Here is an 18858-nt window from a genome sequence, read left to right as displayed (position 1 = left end):
ATTTCTAGAATGAAATTTAATTTTTATATTTGCTCTATTAATATTCACAAAATAGTGATAATTTATATCTGAATTAATTTTATAAATTATTACATTTTTATACTGTAAATTTTGAACACAAATTTACCATATAAAAAACAATAAATGAATGGAAAATAATTGTTTCAAATGAGAAACTAAATTATATAAATCACAATGTTAGTTAACAAAATGAATTATATGAATTTCCAATAAAAAGCGTAGAAGATCTTTAAACAAAACGGTACAATCATGAAAACTTAAGCTTAGCCGGAGGAACTTTATTCGTTTCATTTTTTAAAATCCTTCAGCGAAACAGACAGTTAGTTTTTATAAGAAAAATTGGAAACATAATTCATTTTGTTTTATTTTAATGTAGATCTAAACTTAGTATAAAAAAAACACCATATCACAAAATATTAAGTTGAATAAAATATTAAAGTAATTTATTTAAACGAAGTAAAGTAATTTCTTCAAAATAACAGTTTTATAAGGGGGACCGCGTGAAGATCATATCTTTTCGCGGTTTTTTTATGAAATTTTACTCCACTTATTTTTTCCTTTATAATTTCTCAGGTAATAATTTTTAATAATCTGGTGATCCGGTCTTGAAAGCAAAGGATCGGCCTCCAGAATTTTTTCCACCGTATTTTTTGTCACCTTAATAATCGCTGAATCGTTTACCAGATCAAGCCTTTTAAAATCTACCACACCACTTTGCTGCGTTCCCAGAATATCGCCGGGACCACGGAGCTGCATATCAACCTCCGAAATTTTAAAGCCGTCATTGGTCTCTACCATTGTTTTGATGCGGGTCCTGCTGTCTGATGATAATTTATCGGAAGTCATAAGAATACAGTAGCTTTGCTCTGCACCACGCCCTACACGGCCACGAAGCTGATGAAGCTGTGACAGCCCGAATCTTTCCGCACTTTCAATGACCATTACCGAGGCGTTCGGTACGTTGACACCTACTTCAATTACCGTTGTAGCCACCATAATTTCTGCTTTTCCAGAAGCAAAATAGCTCATTGCGGCATCTTTTTCGTCAGGTCTCATTTTGCCGTGAAGCATGGTGACGTTATAATGCGGGAAATTATCCATCACATTTTCCAGCCCTGTCATTAAATTTTTATAATCGAGCGTCTCGGATTCCTCAATCAAAGGATACACAAAATATACCTGTCTCCCTTTCTGGATTTCTTCCCTGCAGAAATTGTAGACGTAGGCCTTGTCTTTTTCCCGTCTGTGAGCGGTGATGATGGGTTTTCTTCCTACTGGCATTTCATCAATTACAGAAACGTCAAGATCAGAATAAAAGCTCATGGCAAGCGTTCGCGGAATAGGCGTGGCGGTCATTACAAGGATATGAGGCGGTATCTTATTTTTAGCCCAAAGCTTCGCTCTCTGCGCAACCCCGAATCTGTGCTGCTCATCAATAATGGCCAGTCCAAGGTTTTTAAATTTAACTTTATCCTCCAAAACAGCATGAGTTCCTACAAGAATAGAAAGTTCGCCGTTTTCTAATTCTTCATGAATAATTTTCCGTTCAGATGCTTTCGTGGAACCTGTAAGAAGCCGTACATTGACTTTTGTATCTTTTAAAAGATCTTTAATCCCGTTATAATGCTGTTGGGCAAGGATTTCCGTGGGAGCCATCATACAGCTCTGGAATCCATTATCTTTTGCAATAAGCATCGTAAGCAGTGCCACCATTGTTTTCCCGGAACCTACATCACCCTGCAGAAGCCTGTTCATCTGGATAGGTTTTTTCATATCCAGGCGGATTTCTTTCAATACTCTTTTCTGAGCACCGGTAAGGTCAAAGGGAAGATGATTTTCGTAAAAATTATTGAAATAATCTCCTACAATAGGGAAGGGATTTCCTATAGTGTGACTTTTGTGATGGATTTTTTTTAAACCGTAGCCCAACTGGAAAAAGAATGATTCTTCAAACTTCAGACGATAATTTGCCTTTTCAAAATGTTCCATATCTTTTGGGAAATGGATATTAATGTAGGTATGCTGTCTTGATAAAAATTTAAAGGCTTTCATCATATAATCCGGAAAATTTTCCTGAATAAGATTGGGAATCTCTTTACAGATATTGCGCAAAACATTCTGGAAAAATTTTTGATTTAAACCTCTTTTCGTTAATTTTTCTGAGCTTGGATAGATTGGTTTTAAGCGGTTATCAGTATCTTTTTTCTCCTCAACTTCTATTTCCGGATGTGGCATAGAAAATTGATTATTGAAAACATTGATCTTCCCGAAAATATAAATTTCTTTATTAATCGGAAGCTGCTCTTTCATCCATTTCGAATATTGGAACCACACAAGATCCATCGTTCCCGTATCATCATTGAATTTTGCGGAGAGACGCTTTACCTTTCCGGTCTGTATCTCCTGAACACTGGTGATTTTCCCTTTCAGCTGTACGTCCGTTGTTACATTTTGCAGCTGGGAAATTGTATGCACTTTGCTTTTATCGAGATAACGGATAGGGAAGAAGGTCAAAAAATCTTCCACGGTGGAGATTCCCAGCACATTTTTAATGAGCTTGGCTTTTTCAGGACCTATTCCTTTTACGTATTCTATCGAAGTTTCTAGGGTCATTTAAAAGAACCACGAATTTCGGGAAAAAATAGAAATTAAAAAAGACTTTCAGCACTGAAAGTCTTTATGTTTTAATCTTTTATTTTAGATTTAAATTTTTTCTGATAATCTTCCCATTGCTGTCGTGTACGGATTTTTTTGAAAAGATTTTTTGAAATTAATTCCAGATAGGGCTCCAATTCTTTTGCAGATAATTCTCCCTGCAGAATAGTGATAGGCCCTCCGTTTTCATCAAGGAAAACCGTGCTGGGAACGGCAGCTACATTCATATATTGTGTAAATTCGTGCAGAGAATTTCTTCCTTTTCTCTGTTCTGTATTAGGATTTGAAAATAACCGTCCGAAGATTTCAATATCTTTTTTTTCTTCTGCATTAAATTTTACAGCATAATAATTTTGGTTTAAAATATCTGCAATAACCTGATGACCATATGTTTTTTTGTCCATTATTTTGCAAGGACCGCACCAGTCTGCATAAAAATCGATCAGTATTTTTTTGGGAGTTTGCTTTTGTGCTTTGAGGGCTTCTTCAATTGTCATCCATTTCACCTGCGCAAAGCCAAAATTTAAACAAAACAAAAGAAATATGCTTATAATTTTCTTCATAATTTGATATTTAAGTAAAAATAAGCATAATTCATTTACCTATTTTACTTCCTGCATTAATTTTTTCACAATCGGAGATATCAAAATTAATACCACGCCGGCAATTACCGCATACAATCCCAATTGTTTATATCCATTAGTATAAGTGATAAAAGCATCATAGTTTGAAGAGCCTTCTTTTGCCGTTGCAAGTCCTGCACCTATGATTCCTGCTACATATTGTCCATAAGCAGAAGCCAGAAACCACATTCCCATCATCATTCCCTGGAGGTTTTTGGTAGAAAGTTTTGTCATGATCGATAACCCGATCGGTGACAGGCAGAGTTCTCCCAAAGTAATGATCAATAAGGCAAGGGTAAAGAAATTGAGTGAAGTAATCCCCTGAAGATTTACAAATAGCCTTGTTGCAAATAAAACATAATATCCCAGTCCAAGAAAGATAAATCCTAAACCGAATTTTATAATTGTATTGGGTTCTATCTTTCTTTTATTTAACCAAATCCAAAGCAATCCGATTAACGGGGCTAAGAAAATAATGAAAAATGCACCTCCTGAATTATTTACACCATTTGGATCTAAACCGAAAAGATCTTTATTTAAATTTTTAGCCGCGAAAATGCTTAAAGAACCTCCACTTTGCTCATAAATCCCCCAGAATAAAATAGAAAACAGAATGAAAACTAAAGCTGCCCACAATTTTTTACGCTCCGATGGCGTTACTTTTGTCATTTCGTAGAATAAATAGATCAAAGTCAATGGTCCTACTGTCCACATAAAATAATCAGTATATTCAGGTACTGAAACCATAATCATAATAAGCGGGATGAAGGCTAATGACAATATATAAACAGCATATTTTAAATATTTTCCACCTAAATAAAACAAGTAAGATATGGTAGCGAAAATAATGGTAATTATGGCTAAATTTATAATTATACTGTTTACTTCCGATTTAAATTCAGTAGAATTTCCTGTAAATCTGAAAAACATTCTCAGAACAAATAGATAAATAAGGACGACTCCTGCAAGGAATTTTTTCGAATTTTTCTTGGTGACAATGTTTTCAATTTCAGGCTGAAGCCCGATAGTTCCTAAACTTTTTTGAGTAAAAACAAAATTAATAAGACTGATTACCATGACAATGGCTGCTAATCCGAATGCAACATTCCAGTGAAGCCCCTCAGGAATAAGATGTGCGAAGAGTTCTCCTTTCCCAATGGTAATACATAAATATCCTCCAAGCAATGCTCCAAGGTTAATTCCGGCATAAAAAAGCGAAAAACCGGCATCTGCTCTGGAATCATTGGGTTTATAAAGCTGTCCGACCATAGATGAAATATTGGGTTTAAAAAAACCTGTACCTACTACGGTAAATGCAATTCCCAGAAAGAAAAATTTATGTGGATCTGTTGCTAATATTAAACTTCCGACAATCATTAAAAGGCCGCCCCAGAAAAGTGATTTCCTGAATCCCAGTATTTTATCTGCGAAAAGACCGCCCACAAAAGTAAATGCGTAAACAAAAGCCTGTGTGGCGCCATACTGAAGGTTGGCTTCTTTCTCGTGGAAGTTAAGCTGGGAAATCATGAAGAAAACCAACATTCCGCGCATTCCGTAGAAACAGAAGCGTTCCCACATTTCAGAGAAAAAAAGGCTCCAGATTTGTTTTGGGTATTTTCCTTTGAAATTTTGTATTTCATCTAAAGTTAAGCTCATAATGGTAATATGATTAATTAATTAGGGGTTTATTGTCATCCTGACCCAGCTCAAAACGTATTCTGTCCTGATCAATAATGTGTTTTAATTCTTCTTCTTTTGGAAGATATAGAAGATATTTGCTGGCAAAAAGATTGTTCTTGTCGTTTAAGACGGAATATTTTACAATGGTTTCATCTTTTTCGGAACAGAGTAAAATTCCTATCGTGGGATTGTCGCCTTCTCCGCGTTTCAGATCATCATAGATTCTCACGTACATATCGATCTGCCCGATATCCTGATGAGAAAGTTCGCCTGTTTTTAAATCAATAATGACGAAACATTTTAGTATATAATTGTAGAAAACTAAATCAATATAAAAATCCGAAGTATCAGTAGAAATGTGTTGCTGTCTTGCGACGAAAGCAAATCCTTTCCCAAATTCTAAAAGAAACTTTTGGATATGATCAATAATAGCCGTTTCAATATCTTTTTCCGTGATTTTTTCATCGGTTTTTATTCCAAGAAATTCAAAAATATAAGGATCTTTTAAAACGCTGTGAATTGTTTCGTTTGTAGTTTTTTTATGCTCTAAAACTCTTTCGTACGCGAGAGAATTGATCTGTCTTTTTAAATCTCTGTAATTCCAGTTATTATGAATGGACTCATTAATATAATAATTCATTTTATCTGAATTATCAAGTCTTATTATTAACCTGTAATGAGTCCAGCTCAATTCGTGACGCAATGCGTCACATATTGGAAAAGCCTGATAAAAAGAACGCATATTTCTTAAGTTGCTTTCATCAAAACCTTTTCCAAACTCCAGAGTCAGCTTCTTTGAAAGATTTTTAAGAGTATATTTTCCGTATTCTGCGCGTTCTTTTCCTTTCTGCTCATCTTCAATAATTAGTTTTCCGATCTGCCAATACGTAAGCAGCAGTGTAGAATTCGCGATCCGAAAAACCTTTTCGCGCGACTGGGTAATAATCTCTTTTACTGATTGAAATAAAGAATCTTCGGAAATTTCCATCATACGAAAATAAAAAAAACCTCCGACTTTGCAGAGGTTTTAAAAAATATTTTATTGATGCAGGTTAGTTTACACCATGCATCATTTTCTTTAAGATTGGAGAAATTAAAGCCAGAATTACAGCAGCAATACCACAAAGTACTACGAATACCATGAAAAATTCGAATAAATTGTGAATTTCAAATCCTGCAAAAGTAGGGTTCGCCAAAGGTAGTTGCGCTTTTTCAAATGCGGCAACCTGATCTGCATTCAATGTTACTTTTTTATCTAAAACATCCTGAAGGTTTACTCCGATTTCCTGAGCTTTTGCGAATTTATCACCTGTAGCCGGGATCAATGCTCCCAAAGAACCAGCCAAAGCATAACCCGCAGCATTGGAAATAAAGAATACACCATATAATAAAGATGCGAATCTTTTTGGAGCTAATTTACCTACCAAAGATAATCCAATAGGAGATAAGCAAAGCTCACCACAAGTCTGGATGAAATATAAAAGCATTAACCATTTGATAGCCAATAATCCTGAGTTTCCAAGATCTTTTACGTTGTGTGCAATGATGAAATAACTTAAAGCAATTAAAGCAAGACCCATCGCCTGTTTCATAGGAGAAACCGGTTCTTTTCCTTTTTCTCTTAATTTATCCCAGCATAAGCTGAAAGGAACAGCCAGCATTACAACGAAAATCCCGTTGAAAATCTGAACCATTGAAGGCGGCATATTCCACCCGAAAATATTTCTGTCGGTCTGGTTATCTGCAATAAAAGTTAATGAAGAACCAGCCTGCTCAAAAGCTGCCCAGAAGAAAATAATAAAGAATGATACGATATAGATTACCCAGATTCTTTGTTTTTCAACCTTATTTTCAGCAGAACTCATAATTAAGAACGCCAAGGAAATACCTGCTGCGTAGATAAAAGGATAAATAATTCCTTTGATCATCTGTCCCATTTCCACAGAATTGAAGCCGAATTCCCCTACCAGTAAATACCTGAAAGCAAAGAATAAAATAACAAAAATACCTCCTGTAATTCCTAATGAAGCCCCGGAGAATTTCGCGGTTTGAGTTTCACCTTCTTCGAAATCTGCGCTTGTATTATGTTTCGGTAATCCTCCGATAGGTCTTCCTTCCGGTGTTACCACATATTTATTTTTAAGAATAAAGAATGTTACTGTTCCGATGATCATTGCAATGGAAGCTGCAAGGAATCCCCATTTGAAAGCGAAAATATCTCTTACCCCTGTGGAAGCATCCTTCACATCACCAAGATACGGACAGATAAACTGGCCTAAGAACGCCCCGATATTGATCCCCATATAGAAAATGGTAAAAGCAGAATCCAGCTTAGATTTTTCCTGCTTCGGATAAAGGCTTCCTACCATTGAGGAAATGTTTGGCTTGAAGAATCCGTTACCGAAAATAATAACAAATAAAGCCAGCCACATGATCATTTTTGCACTGTCAAGGCTTCCGGAAAAAGTAGAAGCACTGATGAACAACAAGAATTGACCGATTGCCATTAAAGTTCCACCAATAAGGATAGCGTTTCTATTTCCGATGTATTTATCGGCAATGAAACCTCCCAAAAGCGGAGTTAAATAACATAAAGCTAAAAATCCACCATAGATGATCGCCGCATCTGCTTCTTTTATTAATAAGGAATTTACCATGAAGAGCGTCAAAAGTGCTCTCATCCCATAAAAGTTGAAACGCTCCCACATTTCTGTTCCGAAAAGTACCCATAATCCCTTTGGATGTCTGGAATTGCCTTTCTCTACAAATTCATCCTGTTTTGGACTTAATGCTTCAGTATTATCCATTTTTATTGTTAATTTTTGTTAAGACTAGCAAATATAGTTTTTTTTGTGTTTTCAGCAAGGTTTTAATTTTATATTTAAATAAAAAAGCTGCAGAATAACTCTACAGCTTGATATTATGTATTGTAGGCAAAGATTAATGTCCTTTTTCTTTCATGATTTTGTTTAATCTTTTTAACATAGAAAGGCCTAAAAGTGTAGCAAATATCAATAAAGCAAAGTTTACAAGAAAATAATTCATCTTATTGTCATAGCTGTACCAGGTGCTCGCCAGAATTCCTGAAAGCTTGTTTCCTACTGAGTTGGCAAGGAAAAACCCTCCCATCATTAAAGCTGTAATTCTTGCAGGAGAAAGCTTGGATACAAAGGAAAGTCCCATTGGGGAAAGGCATAATTCACCAATGGTAATTACCCCATAGCCGGCAACAAGCCACCATGGCGAAACTTTTACAGCACCGTTGTCACCAGCCATTACCGCCAAGACCATAACGAGACATGATATTGCCGAAATGAATAATCCCAAAACAATTTTAGTAGGCGTCAAAGGTTCTTTTCCTTTTCTTCTTAATAAAGCCCAGAATCCCACAATAACCGGGGTAAGTGCGATTACCCAAAACGGATTGATAGACTGGAATAACTCCGTATTATACAGGTAAACCTTACTTTCCGGGTTTTTCTCTAATGCTTCACGCTGTTCAGGAGAAATGTTTTTAAAATAAACATCTTTACCGGTTGTTTTTATTGTTTTTCCGTCTTTATCTTTTTGCGACTGGAACTGATCGTCATAAACAGGAACTTCCTTATCTTCATACGCTTTTCCTTCCACCATATAGATTCCTTCTAATGGTTTTTCCAGAGCGGCAGGAACACTTCTGTCGGTGTAATAATTGGCCCATCTTGTGAGTGCGGTCCCGTTCTGCTTAAAAACTGCCCAGAAGAACATACTGATCATGAAAACGGATAACAGGGCACCGATTGACGATTTTTCTTCCGGTTTTGCTTTGAAATAAAGCGAAGCATAGAAATAAATAACAGGTATGCAGGCAAAAATAAAAGCATCCGTATTATCACTTCCAAAAATATTTCCGGGAATTACCCAGCCGATTGCTCCGGCAACAATAGCAGGAACAAAAACTTTAAGCAAAATTTCAGAAAGCTTGGTATCTCCTTCCTGTACAGGCTTCATTTGGGCTGCATGGATGTAATGTTTTCTACCAATGGTAAAAATTATAAGTCCGATGAGCATTCCCACTCCGGCTGTAATGAAGGCTTCGCCCCAACCGAACTTATTTCGCATAAAAGCGGCAATAATATTACAAATAAACGCTCCAATATTGATTCCCATGTAAAAAATATTGTATCCTGAATCTTTATTGGCTTTATAAGGTTCTTCGGAATATAGATTTCCTAAAAGTGTAGAAATTGTTGGTTTAAAGAAACCGTTTCCGATGATAATTAATGCTAAAGAACAGTAAAATAAAGTAAGATCTTTGAAAACTCCCATCCCGATATAGCCGGCAGCCATTAAAATACCACCCAGGTAAATCGATTTGATATATCCTAAAACCCTGTCTGCCAGGAATCCACCGATGAAAGGAGTAAGATAAGTTAACGCAATATACGTCCCGAAGATATCGTCGGCAGTTTTGTCAGAAAGTCCGAGACCGCCTTTTAAACCGGTAGGTTCTATCACATACAACACAAAAATTCCGAGGATTAAATAATACCCGAAACGCTCCCACATTTCCGTAAAGAATAGGAAAGGCAATCCCTTAGGATGTTTAGTCTTCATAGTTGACAAATTTCAAATTCCACAAATATAAAATTTTAAAAACAATAATCGAATTTTATTAACTTTGAATAAAATAAAGATGAAGAAATGGAAATTACGCTAAAAGACCTGGAAAATAATATAAGAACACTTCCCGAAAAATTTTTATGAAGAAGTGAATGATTTTATTGATTTTTTAAAACACAAACACATCAAAAGGAGAGAGTCAGAGGTTCCAGAATGGCAAAAAGAAGAAGTTAAAAGAAGAATGGAATATTCTCAAAACAATCCCCAAAGTTTTGTTTCTGAATCTGAAATGAATGATTATTTAACTGATCTGGAAAGTGGTGACCAAATTAATTTATAGTCATTTTGTTAAAAGGGACTTGAAAGAAGTCAATGATTGGTATTGAAAAAATTGATAAACACATTGTCTTTTGAACTAAATATAAAAAATAAAAATCCGAATCTTATTACAAGATCCGGATTTTTTTTATGCTTAAATTTTATCTGAATTATAAATTCTCCAAAATAAAATCAGTCATTTTCTGATACAGCTGAGGCCTTGTCTGCCCACCGTAAATTCCGTGGTTTTTATCAGGATAAGCCATGAAATCAAATTGTTTTTTGTTTTGAATCAAAGCTTCCGAGAATTCCATGGAGTTTTGGAAATGTACGTTATCATCGGCTGTTCCGTGGATTAATAAGAATTTTCCTTTTAATAAGTTGGCATATTCAGTGGGTGAATTTTTGTCGTAGCCATCAGGGTTTTCCTGTGGAGTTCTTAAAAATCTTTCCGTGTACACAGAGTCGTAATATCTCCAGTTGGTAACCGGTGCCACTGCAATTCCCATTTTGAAGACATCAGCCCCCTTCGTCATGGCTAAGCTTGTCATATATCCTCCGAAGCTCCATCCGAACATTCCGATTCTGGATTTATCGATGTAAGATTGATTTCCAAACCATTTTGCAGCAGTAATCTGATCTTCAATTTCATATTTTCCCAGATTCATGTAGGTTACTTTCTTAAATTTAGCACCTTTGTAACCTGTTCCGCGGCCATCTACACAAGCGACTATGTATCCTTTTTGTGCCAGCATTTGAAACCAAATTGCATTTCCGTTATCCCATGAATTAGCAACCTGCTGAGAACCGGGACCCGAATACTGGAACATGAATAATGGATATTTCTTGTTTTTATCAAAATTTTTAGGCTTAATAATCCATGCATTCATCTGGTCTCCGGCATCATTTGGAATTGTGATGAATTCTTTTTCTACAAAATTGTCGGCCTTTAATTTTTGAAGCTGCTCATTGTTATTTTGGAGTTCCTTTACCACTTTTCCATTTCCGTCTTTTAATACATAAGTTTGAGGTTTTGAAACGGTAGAAGAAGTTTCAATGAAATAATTATAGTTTTTGCTGAAATTGGCAGAATTATTTCCTTCTCCATTAGAAATCATCTGAGATTTTCCGTTTTCAATATTTATTTTAGAAATCACCTTATTGATGCTTCCTTTTTCAGTGGTCTGAACGTAGATTTCTTTTGATTTTGGATTGAATCCATAATAATCAGTTACTTCCCAATCACCTTTTGTTACCGGTTTTTTAAGCTTTCCGTCTTTGTCATACCAATATAAATGACGGTGCCCGTCTCTTTCTGAACCCCAAAGGAAAGAATCATCCTCTAAAAATTCAAGGGTAGGACTGTCCGTATCGATCCATTTTTCATCCGTTTCGGTGAAAAGCTTCTGTACAGCACCGGTTTTTGTATTGACCTTTAAAATATCAGATGCATTTTGAGTTCTTTCTGAGGTAATTAAAACAATTTCGTCCGGTTTTGCAGTCTGAATAACATTCGGGATGTAATAATTTTTAAATGAACTGAGGTTTATCGGAGTTGTTTTTCCATTGTCAAGACGATATAACTGCGCGGAAACAATAGAATTCTTTTCTCCTGCTTTTGGGTATTTGTAACGCATTTCAGATGGGTAAAGCGTTTTCCCGTAAATAGGAATATAGATTTCCGGAACTTCACTTTCGTCTGATTTTACAAAAATGATAGCATCGGAATTTTTTGTCCATTCGTACTGTCTTGCATGCCCGAATTCTTCTTCATACACCCAGTCTGCAAGCCCATTGATGATTGAATTTTTCTTACCATCCGTTGTAATTTGTACAATTTTCCCAGAATTTAGATCCTGATAGAATAAATTATTTTCAGAAATGAAAGCAACTTTTGTAGCATCCGGCGAAAATCTTGGTTCCTGAACGAAATTTCCTTCATTCAGGGCAATTGTTTTTCCGGATTTTAAATCTTTCACATCAAATTTTCCTAAAAAAGAATGTCTGTAAATCGGCTGGCTTTCCTTTTGCAGAAGGATTTTTGACTCGTCATCAGAGAATTCATAGCTTTCAAAACGACCTTCTACCAAGTTTCCTTCTTTTTGAGAAGTTTTGTAAGAATATTTTGCAATTCCGGTAGGTTCAATAACTAAATAATTTTCACCGTTTTTCATGGAAGTAATACCGGCGATACCTTTCCCACGATAATATCCTGAATATATTTTATCTAAAGTGATCTCCTGTGCTGATAAATTTTGAAGTGCAGCAGCAACTGTAAGCGTTAGTAAGAATTTTTTCATTTCTAAATTTAAAAGATTTCAAATATAATAATTTATAAATGCATAAAAAAGCTTTTGAAACGAAGGATTTGGCAGAAAAATTGAATAACTTTAAAGTACAATCAAATCAAAAAGAATTATGGAAACGAATGCTTTCAACCAAAAATTGAATCGATATGTCTTAGACAGTCAAGTTGTATATACAGGTTTTTCAAGTTTCAAAGATGCTGAAGAATGCGCCAACAAAAAAGGGGGAGAGCTGGTAGAAGTGGGCTTTAAAGATGGTAATGATAATCCTGATATTACAAGTGAAGCGGGATTAATAGAGAAAAAACTTCATTATTTTGTAGATGCCGGAGAAGAATATAAATTTATTCATTCCTCAGATCCGGGTTTTAGAAAATATGCCGACGAACTGCAAAAAATCAAGGCTAAGCAAATGCAGTCGCCTCCTGATGAAAGATATTTAACCAACTTTGAAATCGAAAATACTGAAGACCCGATTGTGGTGATTAAGAATGATCATTTTGAATCAGTAACTTCCAGGGAACGTTCAAAATACCTGAAACACGCTAAAGTGTATGAAATAGGAGTATCTGTACCAAAATCTTAAAAATATAATATTATGAGCAAGACAAAATATTCAGAAAAAGCTCAGGACAAAGTAGGCAAAGTAATGCATGAATTCAAGGAAGGTAAGTTAAAATCTTCTTCCGGGAAAAAAGTGACAAGCAAGAAACAGGCAGTTGCCATCGGTATTTCTGAAGCCAGGGAAGACGGCCTTAAAGTACCGAAAGAAAAAAAGAAAAAAGATTAATTAAAAATAAAATCGGCCCGGAAAATTTCCGGGCCGATTTTTTGTTTATAATTAAGATGCTTCGACAGGCTCAGCATGACACTGCCACATTGAAAAGTTAGTATTAGAGCTGTCATGCTGAGCCTGTCGAAGCATCAAAAACTAAATTTTTATCCCTTATAATTATACAAAATTCGATAATATTCATCCGCCATTCTATCACTATTGAACTGATCTTTCACGTCATTCATAGAATTGTGCTGGATTTTTCTCCATTCATCGGGTCTGTCATAGTATGTAGAAAGTATTTCATTTTCAAGGATTTCATATAATTTTTCCAGATCATAATTGTCCTGTTCATAGACACTCATATTGTGATAATCGGCTTTTGGAACAACGAAAGAATTTTCGCCGTGTTTTGCAAATTCCGGGATCCAGCCGTCGTCTGTAGAAAGGTTTACAGAACCGTTCATAGCGGCTGTCATTCCCGAAGTTCCTGATGCTTCCCGCGGAACTCTTGGATTATTCAGCCAAAGATCTGAACCTTCTTTCAGGGATTTGCTCAGTGAAAGCTCATATCCTGTAAGAACGGCCATGCTTTTGTGGTTTTTGCTTTCTTCCACCAATGAATTAAATGTAGAAATCGCTGAATAGTCCATAGGATAAGGTTTCCCTGCCCAAATGATCTGTATCGGATATTTCGGATGGTTCAGGAGTTTATAAAACCGCTCTTTATCATGCAAAAGCAAATCTGCTCTTTTGTAGCCGGCAAATCTTCTGGCCCAGACCATGGTAAAAATATTCGGATTGAATAAGTTTCCCGTCTGATCTGCTACTATTTTGAAAAGTCTTTTCTTTAAATGTTTCTTACGATAATCGAATAAAGTGTCATTACGCTCGTCTTTTGCGTTGTACAGAGGCTTGTCAGACCAGTATTTGAATTCCTGCGCATTAGTGATGGAAGTGATTTCGCAGATTCCTGAATATTTACTCCACATTGCTCTGGAAACTTCACCGTGAAGCTGGGAAACTCCGTTTGCTACTTTTGCCATTTTCAGGGCACAGAGGGAATGGTTGAAACGGTCATCATCAGAACCTTCAATCTTCTTCGCATCTTCCATGCTGAATCCCGAAAAATAAGACATATCATAGCAAAGCCTCAGGTTATGCTTTTCATTTCCTGCTTCTTCCGGTGTGTGGGTACTGAAATATAGTTTTTCTTTTACCCTGTTCAGGTCACCATTATATTTTTTAAGCAGATAAAATGCAGCCGGAAGTCCGTGAGCTTCGTTCATGTGATAAACATCTCTTTCAATGTTCATTTCATCAAGTAATTTTGCGCCTCCTTTACCCAAAAGGATATATTGTGCCAGCTTTGTAGATTCGTTGGCATCGTATAATTTATGACAAATTGTTTTTGAAACATGATCATTTTCAGGAACGTCTGTCGACAGGAAAAACATGGGAGCGGTGTTGAAAATTTCAGGGTCAAGATACCAGACTTTTACCCAAACCGGTGCGCTGTGAATCTCAATCTGAAATTTTATTCCTGTGTCTTCAAGGAAGCTGTACATTTTCCTTGTCCAAGTCGGCTGCAAGGTTTGATCGTGGTTTCTGGCCTGGTCGTAATAACCGAATTTCCACAGAATACCGATTCCTATAAGATCCTGCTTGAGGTTATAAGCGCTTCTCATGTGTGAGCCGGCAAGGAATCCAAGCCCTCCCGAGTATATTTTTAAAACCTGCTCAATGGCAAATTCCATCGAGAAATAGGCTACTTTCTTAGAATATTGTGGATTAATACGATAAGGTATTTTAAAATTTTTAAAATCCATGCATTGCAGTTTTATATTTGAATCGTTAAAGGTATTAATAATGAAAGTAAACTCTACATTAATAATTCGATAAATTAACATTAAAAGTATATACCGAATACTTTTTTTCGCTACCTTTAGTTTGTAAAATTTTGAAAATCAAAACTTTCATGATGAGAACCATAGCTTTTATGTGTTCCATACTAATTATAAAAATTAACACATGAAAAAGGCATTTTCTGATGAAGATCTTATTAAGAATCTGAGTTTATATTACCTGAATCGACATTTGAAAAAAAAGCCGATAGAGAAGTATCATCGTAAAATAGACGAGTCTCAGCTTCATGACCGCGAAAAATATAAGAAGAAGGCGGAAATTTTACTGTTGAATTCCTTTATGCATCATTTCCCTGAGGTTCAGTTTGAAAACCTTACCTGCGAAAGCCCCGACTTTATCGCAAAATTCAACGACAAAAAAATTGGAATAGAATTAACGGAAGTGATCAACCATCTTGAAATGAAAAAGGTTGAAAGCAACTTAAATAAAATTTTCCGTCAGGCAGAAATATTATTGGAACAGGAAGACACTACGAAATTTCGTGGTGTTTATTTTTTGGAATTCTTCCCGAATATCAGGCTGGATACTTTGGAAAGCCACGAAGAAATAATCCTGAACATTTATAAAAGCATTAAAAGAGGTAAGCCTGTGGGATGCGTAAAAAGCGTAAGGAAATCCTTCCACCGCAGAAATGTTTTCATTACTCATGAATACAATATGAATCTTTTTGATGAGCTCTGTTCCGAAAAAATCCTTGAGCTGATTGAAAAGAAAAACGAAAAATTCCCCTATTACGACAGTACGGTGGACGAATGCTGGCTGGTCATTGTCTCAGATATGAATTCCATCGCTTCACGATATACTTTTATTCAGGATAAGGAGCATCTTCAGCAGGTAAAGAGCCCTTTTCATAAAATCTTTCACTTGGAGAATCTTTGCGGAAATATTACCAGTATAAAGTGATTTATTTATAATAATCCATTGTTTTTCATTTTTCATTAAATTATTTTTCTAAAATTTGATATTATTGATGTAAAATATTTATATTTGATATACAGCTTTTTACATTCATAATTAATAACCAAATTGAAAAATATATGAGAAAAATTTTACTACTTTTCTATTTGCTGGTATCTCAATTCTTTTTCTCACAGGCAGATTGCTCTACTGCGCTTCAGATTTGTGGAAATTCTAATATTACTTATTCTCCCACAGGAATTGGAGCCGTGAATGAAAACTTAGGCGGATGCCTTACTACGGGTGAGCATAACTCTATCTGGTACAGAATCACAATAGCTACCGGAGGAACCCTTACATTTGACCTCGTACCTACTGATCCGGATGCGGATTACGACTGGGCAATTTATGGCCCTAATGTTACCTGCGGAAGCTTAGGATCACCGATTCGTTGTAATGCTGCAACCGTAATCGGAGTGGGGGCTTCTACGGGTTTGAACCTTACCAGTACACTTTTAACTGCTGCGGGAGGTTCACTTACACCTTACTGCAGATATATGGATGTTTTACCAGGACAGACCTATTATTTATACATTGATAACTGGGTAGGGGCGGGAAGTACTACAACGGCGCCGTTTTCTTTGACTTGGGGTGGTACGGCTACTTTGGCCTCACCATTTACTGATCCTACCATACAGCCGCATCCATTTGTTCCGCCGGGAATTCCGGCTGCGAATCCCGCGGATCCAAGAGAAGTAATTGTGTGCGAAAATCCGGCAATTATTGATTTTAATACCTTATCAGATCCCATTTTAAATGGAAACCCGAATTTTCATATAACTTACCATACTTCTACTAATGACGCTCTTTCCGGTGCGAATCCTATTCTTGCACCGCAGACGGTAAGCACAACAGCAATTTATTACTACAGTATTCATTATCAGGATCCTGCAAATCCTAATAATCCCATCAATTCCTGCAGGCAGGTAGGAGCGTTTAAGTTTAAGCTGGGTAATATTACGGGAACTAATGTTACACTTTATGGCTGTAACAATAATAATTCCGGAATGGCAACGTATGACCTCACCTCTGCTGCTGTATTTGCAGATCCTACGGCTACTAAGAAATATTATAATACACTTTCCGATCTTAATGCAGGAATTAATGAAATTACCACTCCTGCTGCTTTTGTTTCTGCAGAAGGAACAGTTTATGTTAAAATCACATCTCAATACGGATGTACGGCTATAGCAATAATCACTTTGAAGTTTTATCCTGTTGCGGTAGTAACGGAAGCTACTTTAAGATCTTGTTTTATAGATTCCAATCCTTCAACGGCATTATTTAATCTTACAACGGCGGCGGTAACAACGCAGTCTGGTACAAAAAATTATTATCCGTCTCTGGCAGATGCACAAAACGGAACCAATGAAATTCTTAACCCTACTGCTTACATCTCCCCGAATGGTGTCGTTTTTATAAAAGTCACTAACGGAAACGGATGTTATGGAATAGCGAAAGTTACTCTTATTGTCCTTCCACCGGTATATTCCAACATCTTGGAAGATAAAATCATCTGTATGGAAGATACCACTACATTGGATGCGGGGCCTGGATTCACGGGCTATGAATGGAGTACAGGAGCAACTACACAGACCATTAATAATGTGGGAGTAGGAACATATTGGGTTAATCTGAAAACAGGAGAATGTATCACGAAGCAAACCGTAAAAGTGTACCCTGCCGAGCAACCTGTAATTTCTGATATTGATATTGCAAATAACACCGTTACGGTAAACGTCACAGGAGGAACTCCTGAATATCAATATTCCATGGATGGAGTAATGTGGCAGAATTCCAATGTTTTCAATAATGTTCCTAGAGGAGATAACCATATTTTTGTAAAGGATGCTTATGATTGTGAACCGATTGATATTAATATTGTGGTTCCGAACTTGGTAAATGTAATCACTCCAAACGGAGACGGAATCAATGATATCATCGACTATTCCGCATTAGGCAGTAAGCAGAATTTAATCTTCAATATTTTTGACAGGTATGGAACAAAAATCTTCCAGGCTGATAAATCCAACGGATACAAATGGAACGGATCAATTGCCGGAAAACCTGTTCCTACAGGCACATACTGGTACTCCGTAACATGGAATGAAAATGATAAGAAGAACACCCTTTTCAAATATTCCGGATGGGTAATGGTGAAAAACAGAGATTAATCTAACCTTTATATATTTTAAACCGTCACTATTGTGGCGGTTTTGTTTTTAAGAATAATCAGTAATTTCTCAGTCCATTGCTGAGTGAAACGCCTTTGCGACCGGAAATATATGGAACAATATTTAAAAAAAACTTAGCGATCTTAGCATTAAAAAGACAATAGTTGAAAATAATTGACTTAGAATCTTCAATAAAATTTTTAACTTAGATATTCAATTCCAAAATAATGAAAGAACTATTCATAAAACGTTTCGAGTATTATAAAATGCTTGGTGACAAATCATTTGAGCAGCTTACGGATGAGCAGCTTTTCTGGCAGTTTAATGAAGAAAGCAATTCCATAGCAGTCATCGTGAAGCATATTGCAGGGAATATGCTCTCCCGTTGGACGAATTTTTTAACGGAAGATGGCGAAAAGCCTTGGAGAAACAGGGATGAAGAATTTGTAAATACTTTTAAAACAAAACAGGAAGTTCTTGATTATTGGGAAGAAGGCTGGAAATGTTTTCTGAATGCATTAGATCAGATTAACGATGAAAACTTATATTCCACCATTTATATAAGAAATGAGGCGCATACGGTTATTGATGCGGTGCTGCGCCAGTTAGCCCATTATCCTTATCACATCGGGCAGATTGTCTATATTGCAAAAATGATGAAAAATGATAACTGGAAAACCCTTTCTATTGCAAGAAATAAATCAGATGAGTTCAATTCTGAAATGAAAAGCAAATTCTCAGAAAGTGACCCTGCCTCCAATTCTTCCCCTGTCTGTTACCAAAACAGCCCGGAAATAAGGGATGAATTTAAGCAATAGACT

At 36.1% G+C, this 18858-nt stretch carries 14 protein-coding genes; 6 read left to right on the top strand and 8 right to left on the bottom strand.

Going from position 1 to position 18858, the window contains the following annotated elements:
• Positions 1–549: 549 nt before the first annotated feature.
• The 6 genes from recG to H560_RS0110620 form a co-directional block, all read right to left on the bottom strand.
• A complete protein-coding gene (gene recG / locus H560_RS0110645) occupies positions 550–2634 on the bottom strand; it encodes an ATP-dependent DNA helicase RecG (protein WP_027380031.1) in 2085 nt (694 codons plus the stop codon).
• Between the two features lie 71 nt (positions 2635–2705).
• Positions 2706–3239, bottom strand: coding sequence for a thioredoxin family protein (locus tag H560_RS0110640; RefSeq protein ID WP_027380030.1), 534 nt, complete (start codon positions 3237–3239; stop codon positions 2706–2708).
• Between the two features lie 39 nt (positions 3240–3278).
• Positions 3279–4955 carry a peptide MFS transporter gene (locus H560_RS0110635; protein WP_027380029.1) on the bottom strand — a complete coding sequence of 559 codons (1677 nt, stop codon included), beginning with the start codon at positions 4953–4955 and terminating at the stop codon, positions 3279–3281.
• Between the two features lie 13 nt (positions 4956–4968).
• Complete coding sequence (locus H560_RS0110630; RefSeq protein ID WP_027380028.1) at positions 4969–5970, bottom strand: PDDEXK nuclease domain-containing protein; 1002 nt, start codon at positions 5968–5970, stop codon at positions 4969–4971.
• Positions 5971–6031: 61 nt separating this feature from the next.
• Positions 6032–7786, bottom strand: a complete 1755-nt coding sequence (locus tag H560_RS0110625; protein WP_027380027.1) for a peptide MFS transporter — start codon at positions 7784–7786, stop codon at positions 6032–6034.
• A 133-nt stretch (positions 7787–7919) separates the two neighbouring features.
• A complete protein-coding gene (locus H560_RS0110620; protein ID WP_027380026.1) occupies positions 7920–9575 on the bottom strand; it encodes a peptide MFS transporter in 1656 nt (551 codons plus the stop codon).
• Positions 9576–9729: 154 nt separating this feature from the next.
• Between H560_RS0110620 and H560_RS0110615 the strand changes: the two genes are divergently transcribed.
• Complete coding sequence (locus H560_RS0110615; protein ID WP_027380025.1) at positions 9730–9921, top strand: addiction module protein; 192 nt, start codon at positions 9730–9732, stop codon at positions 9919–9921.
• Between the two features lie 148 nt (positions 9922–10069).
• Here H560_RS0110615 and H560_RS0110610 read toward each other — a convergent pair whose 3' ends face one another.
• Entirely contained in the window at positions 10070–12199 is a 2130-nt protein-coding gene (locus H560_RS0110610; RefSeq protein WP_027380024.1) for a S9 family peptidase, read from the bottom strand.
• Positions 12200–12317: 118 nt separating this feature from the next.
• Between H560_RS0110610 and H560_RS0110605 the strand changes: the two genes are divergently transcribed.
• The gene (locus H560_RS0110605; RefSeq protein ID WP_027380023.1) at positions 12318–12791 is read left to right on the top strand and encodes a hypothetical protein; all 474 of its coding nucleotides are present in this window, start codon (positions 12318–12320) and stop codon (positions 12789–12791) included.
• Positions 12792–12803: 12 nt separating this feature from the next.
• Positions 12804–12995 (top strand): DUF6496 domain-containing protein, encoded by a 192-nt coding sequence (locus tag H560_RS0110600; RefSeq protein ID WP_027380022.1) that lies wholly within the window; start codon positions 12804–12806, stop codon positions 12993–12995.
• A 149-nt stretch (positions 12996–13144) separates the two neighbouring features.
• Here the strand turns inward: H560_RS0110600 and glgP are convergent, their stop codons facing one another.
• Positions 13145–14809 carry an alpha-glucan family phosphorylase gene (gene glgP / locus H560_RS0110590; RefSeq protein WP_027380021.1) on the bottom strand — a complete coding sequence of 555 codons (1665 nt, stop codon included), beginning with the start codon at positions 14807–14809 and terminating at the stop codon, positions 13145–13147.
• 202 nt (positions 14810–15011) lie between these two features.
• Here glgP and H560_RS0110585 point away from each other — a divergent pair, with 202 nt between their 5' ends.
• The 3 genes from H560_RS0110585 (at position 15012) to H560_RS0110575 (ending at position 18855) form a co-directional block, all read left to right on the top strand.
• The gene (locus H560_RS0110585) at positions 15012–15809 is read left to right on the top strand and encodes a hypothetical protein (RefSeq protein WP_027380020.1); all 798 of its coding nucleotides are present in this window, start codon (positions 15012–15014) and stop codon (positions 15807–15809) included.
• A gap of 134 nt (positions 15810–15943) precedes the next feature.
• A complete protein-coding gene (locus H560_RS0110580; RefSeq protein WP_027380019.1) occupies positions 15944–18037 on the top strand; it encodes a T9SS type B sorting domain-containing protein in 2094 nt (697 codons plus the stop codon).
• Positions 18038–18264: 227 nt separating this feature from the next.
• Complete coding sequence (locus H560_RS0110575; protein WP_027380018.1) at positions 18265–18855, top strand: DUF1572 domain-containing protein; 591 nt, start codon at positions 18265–18267, stop codon at positions 18853–18855.
• Positions 18856–18858: the final 3 nt, after the last annotated feature.

The organism is Chryseobacterium daeguense DSM 19388, from assembly GCF_000430825.1.
GTDB classification, from domain to species: domain Bacteria; phylum Bacteroidota; class Bacteroidia; order Flavobacteriales; family Weeksellaceae; genus Chryseobacterium; species Chryseobacterium daeguense.
Note: the sequence above shows the minus strand (reverse complement) of the source record. Positions and strands in the feature narration are given on the sequence as shown.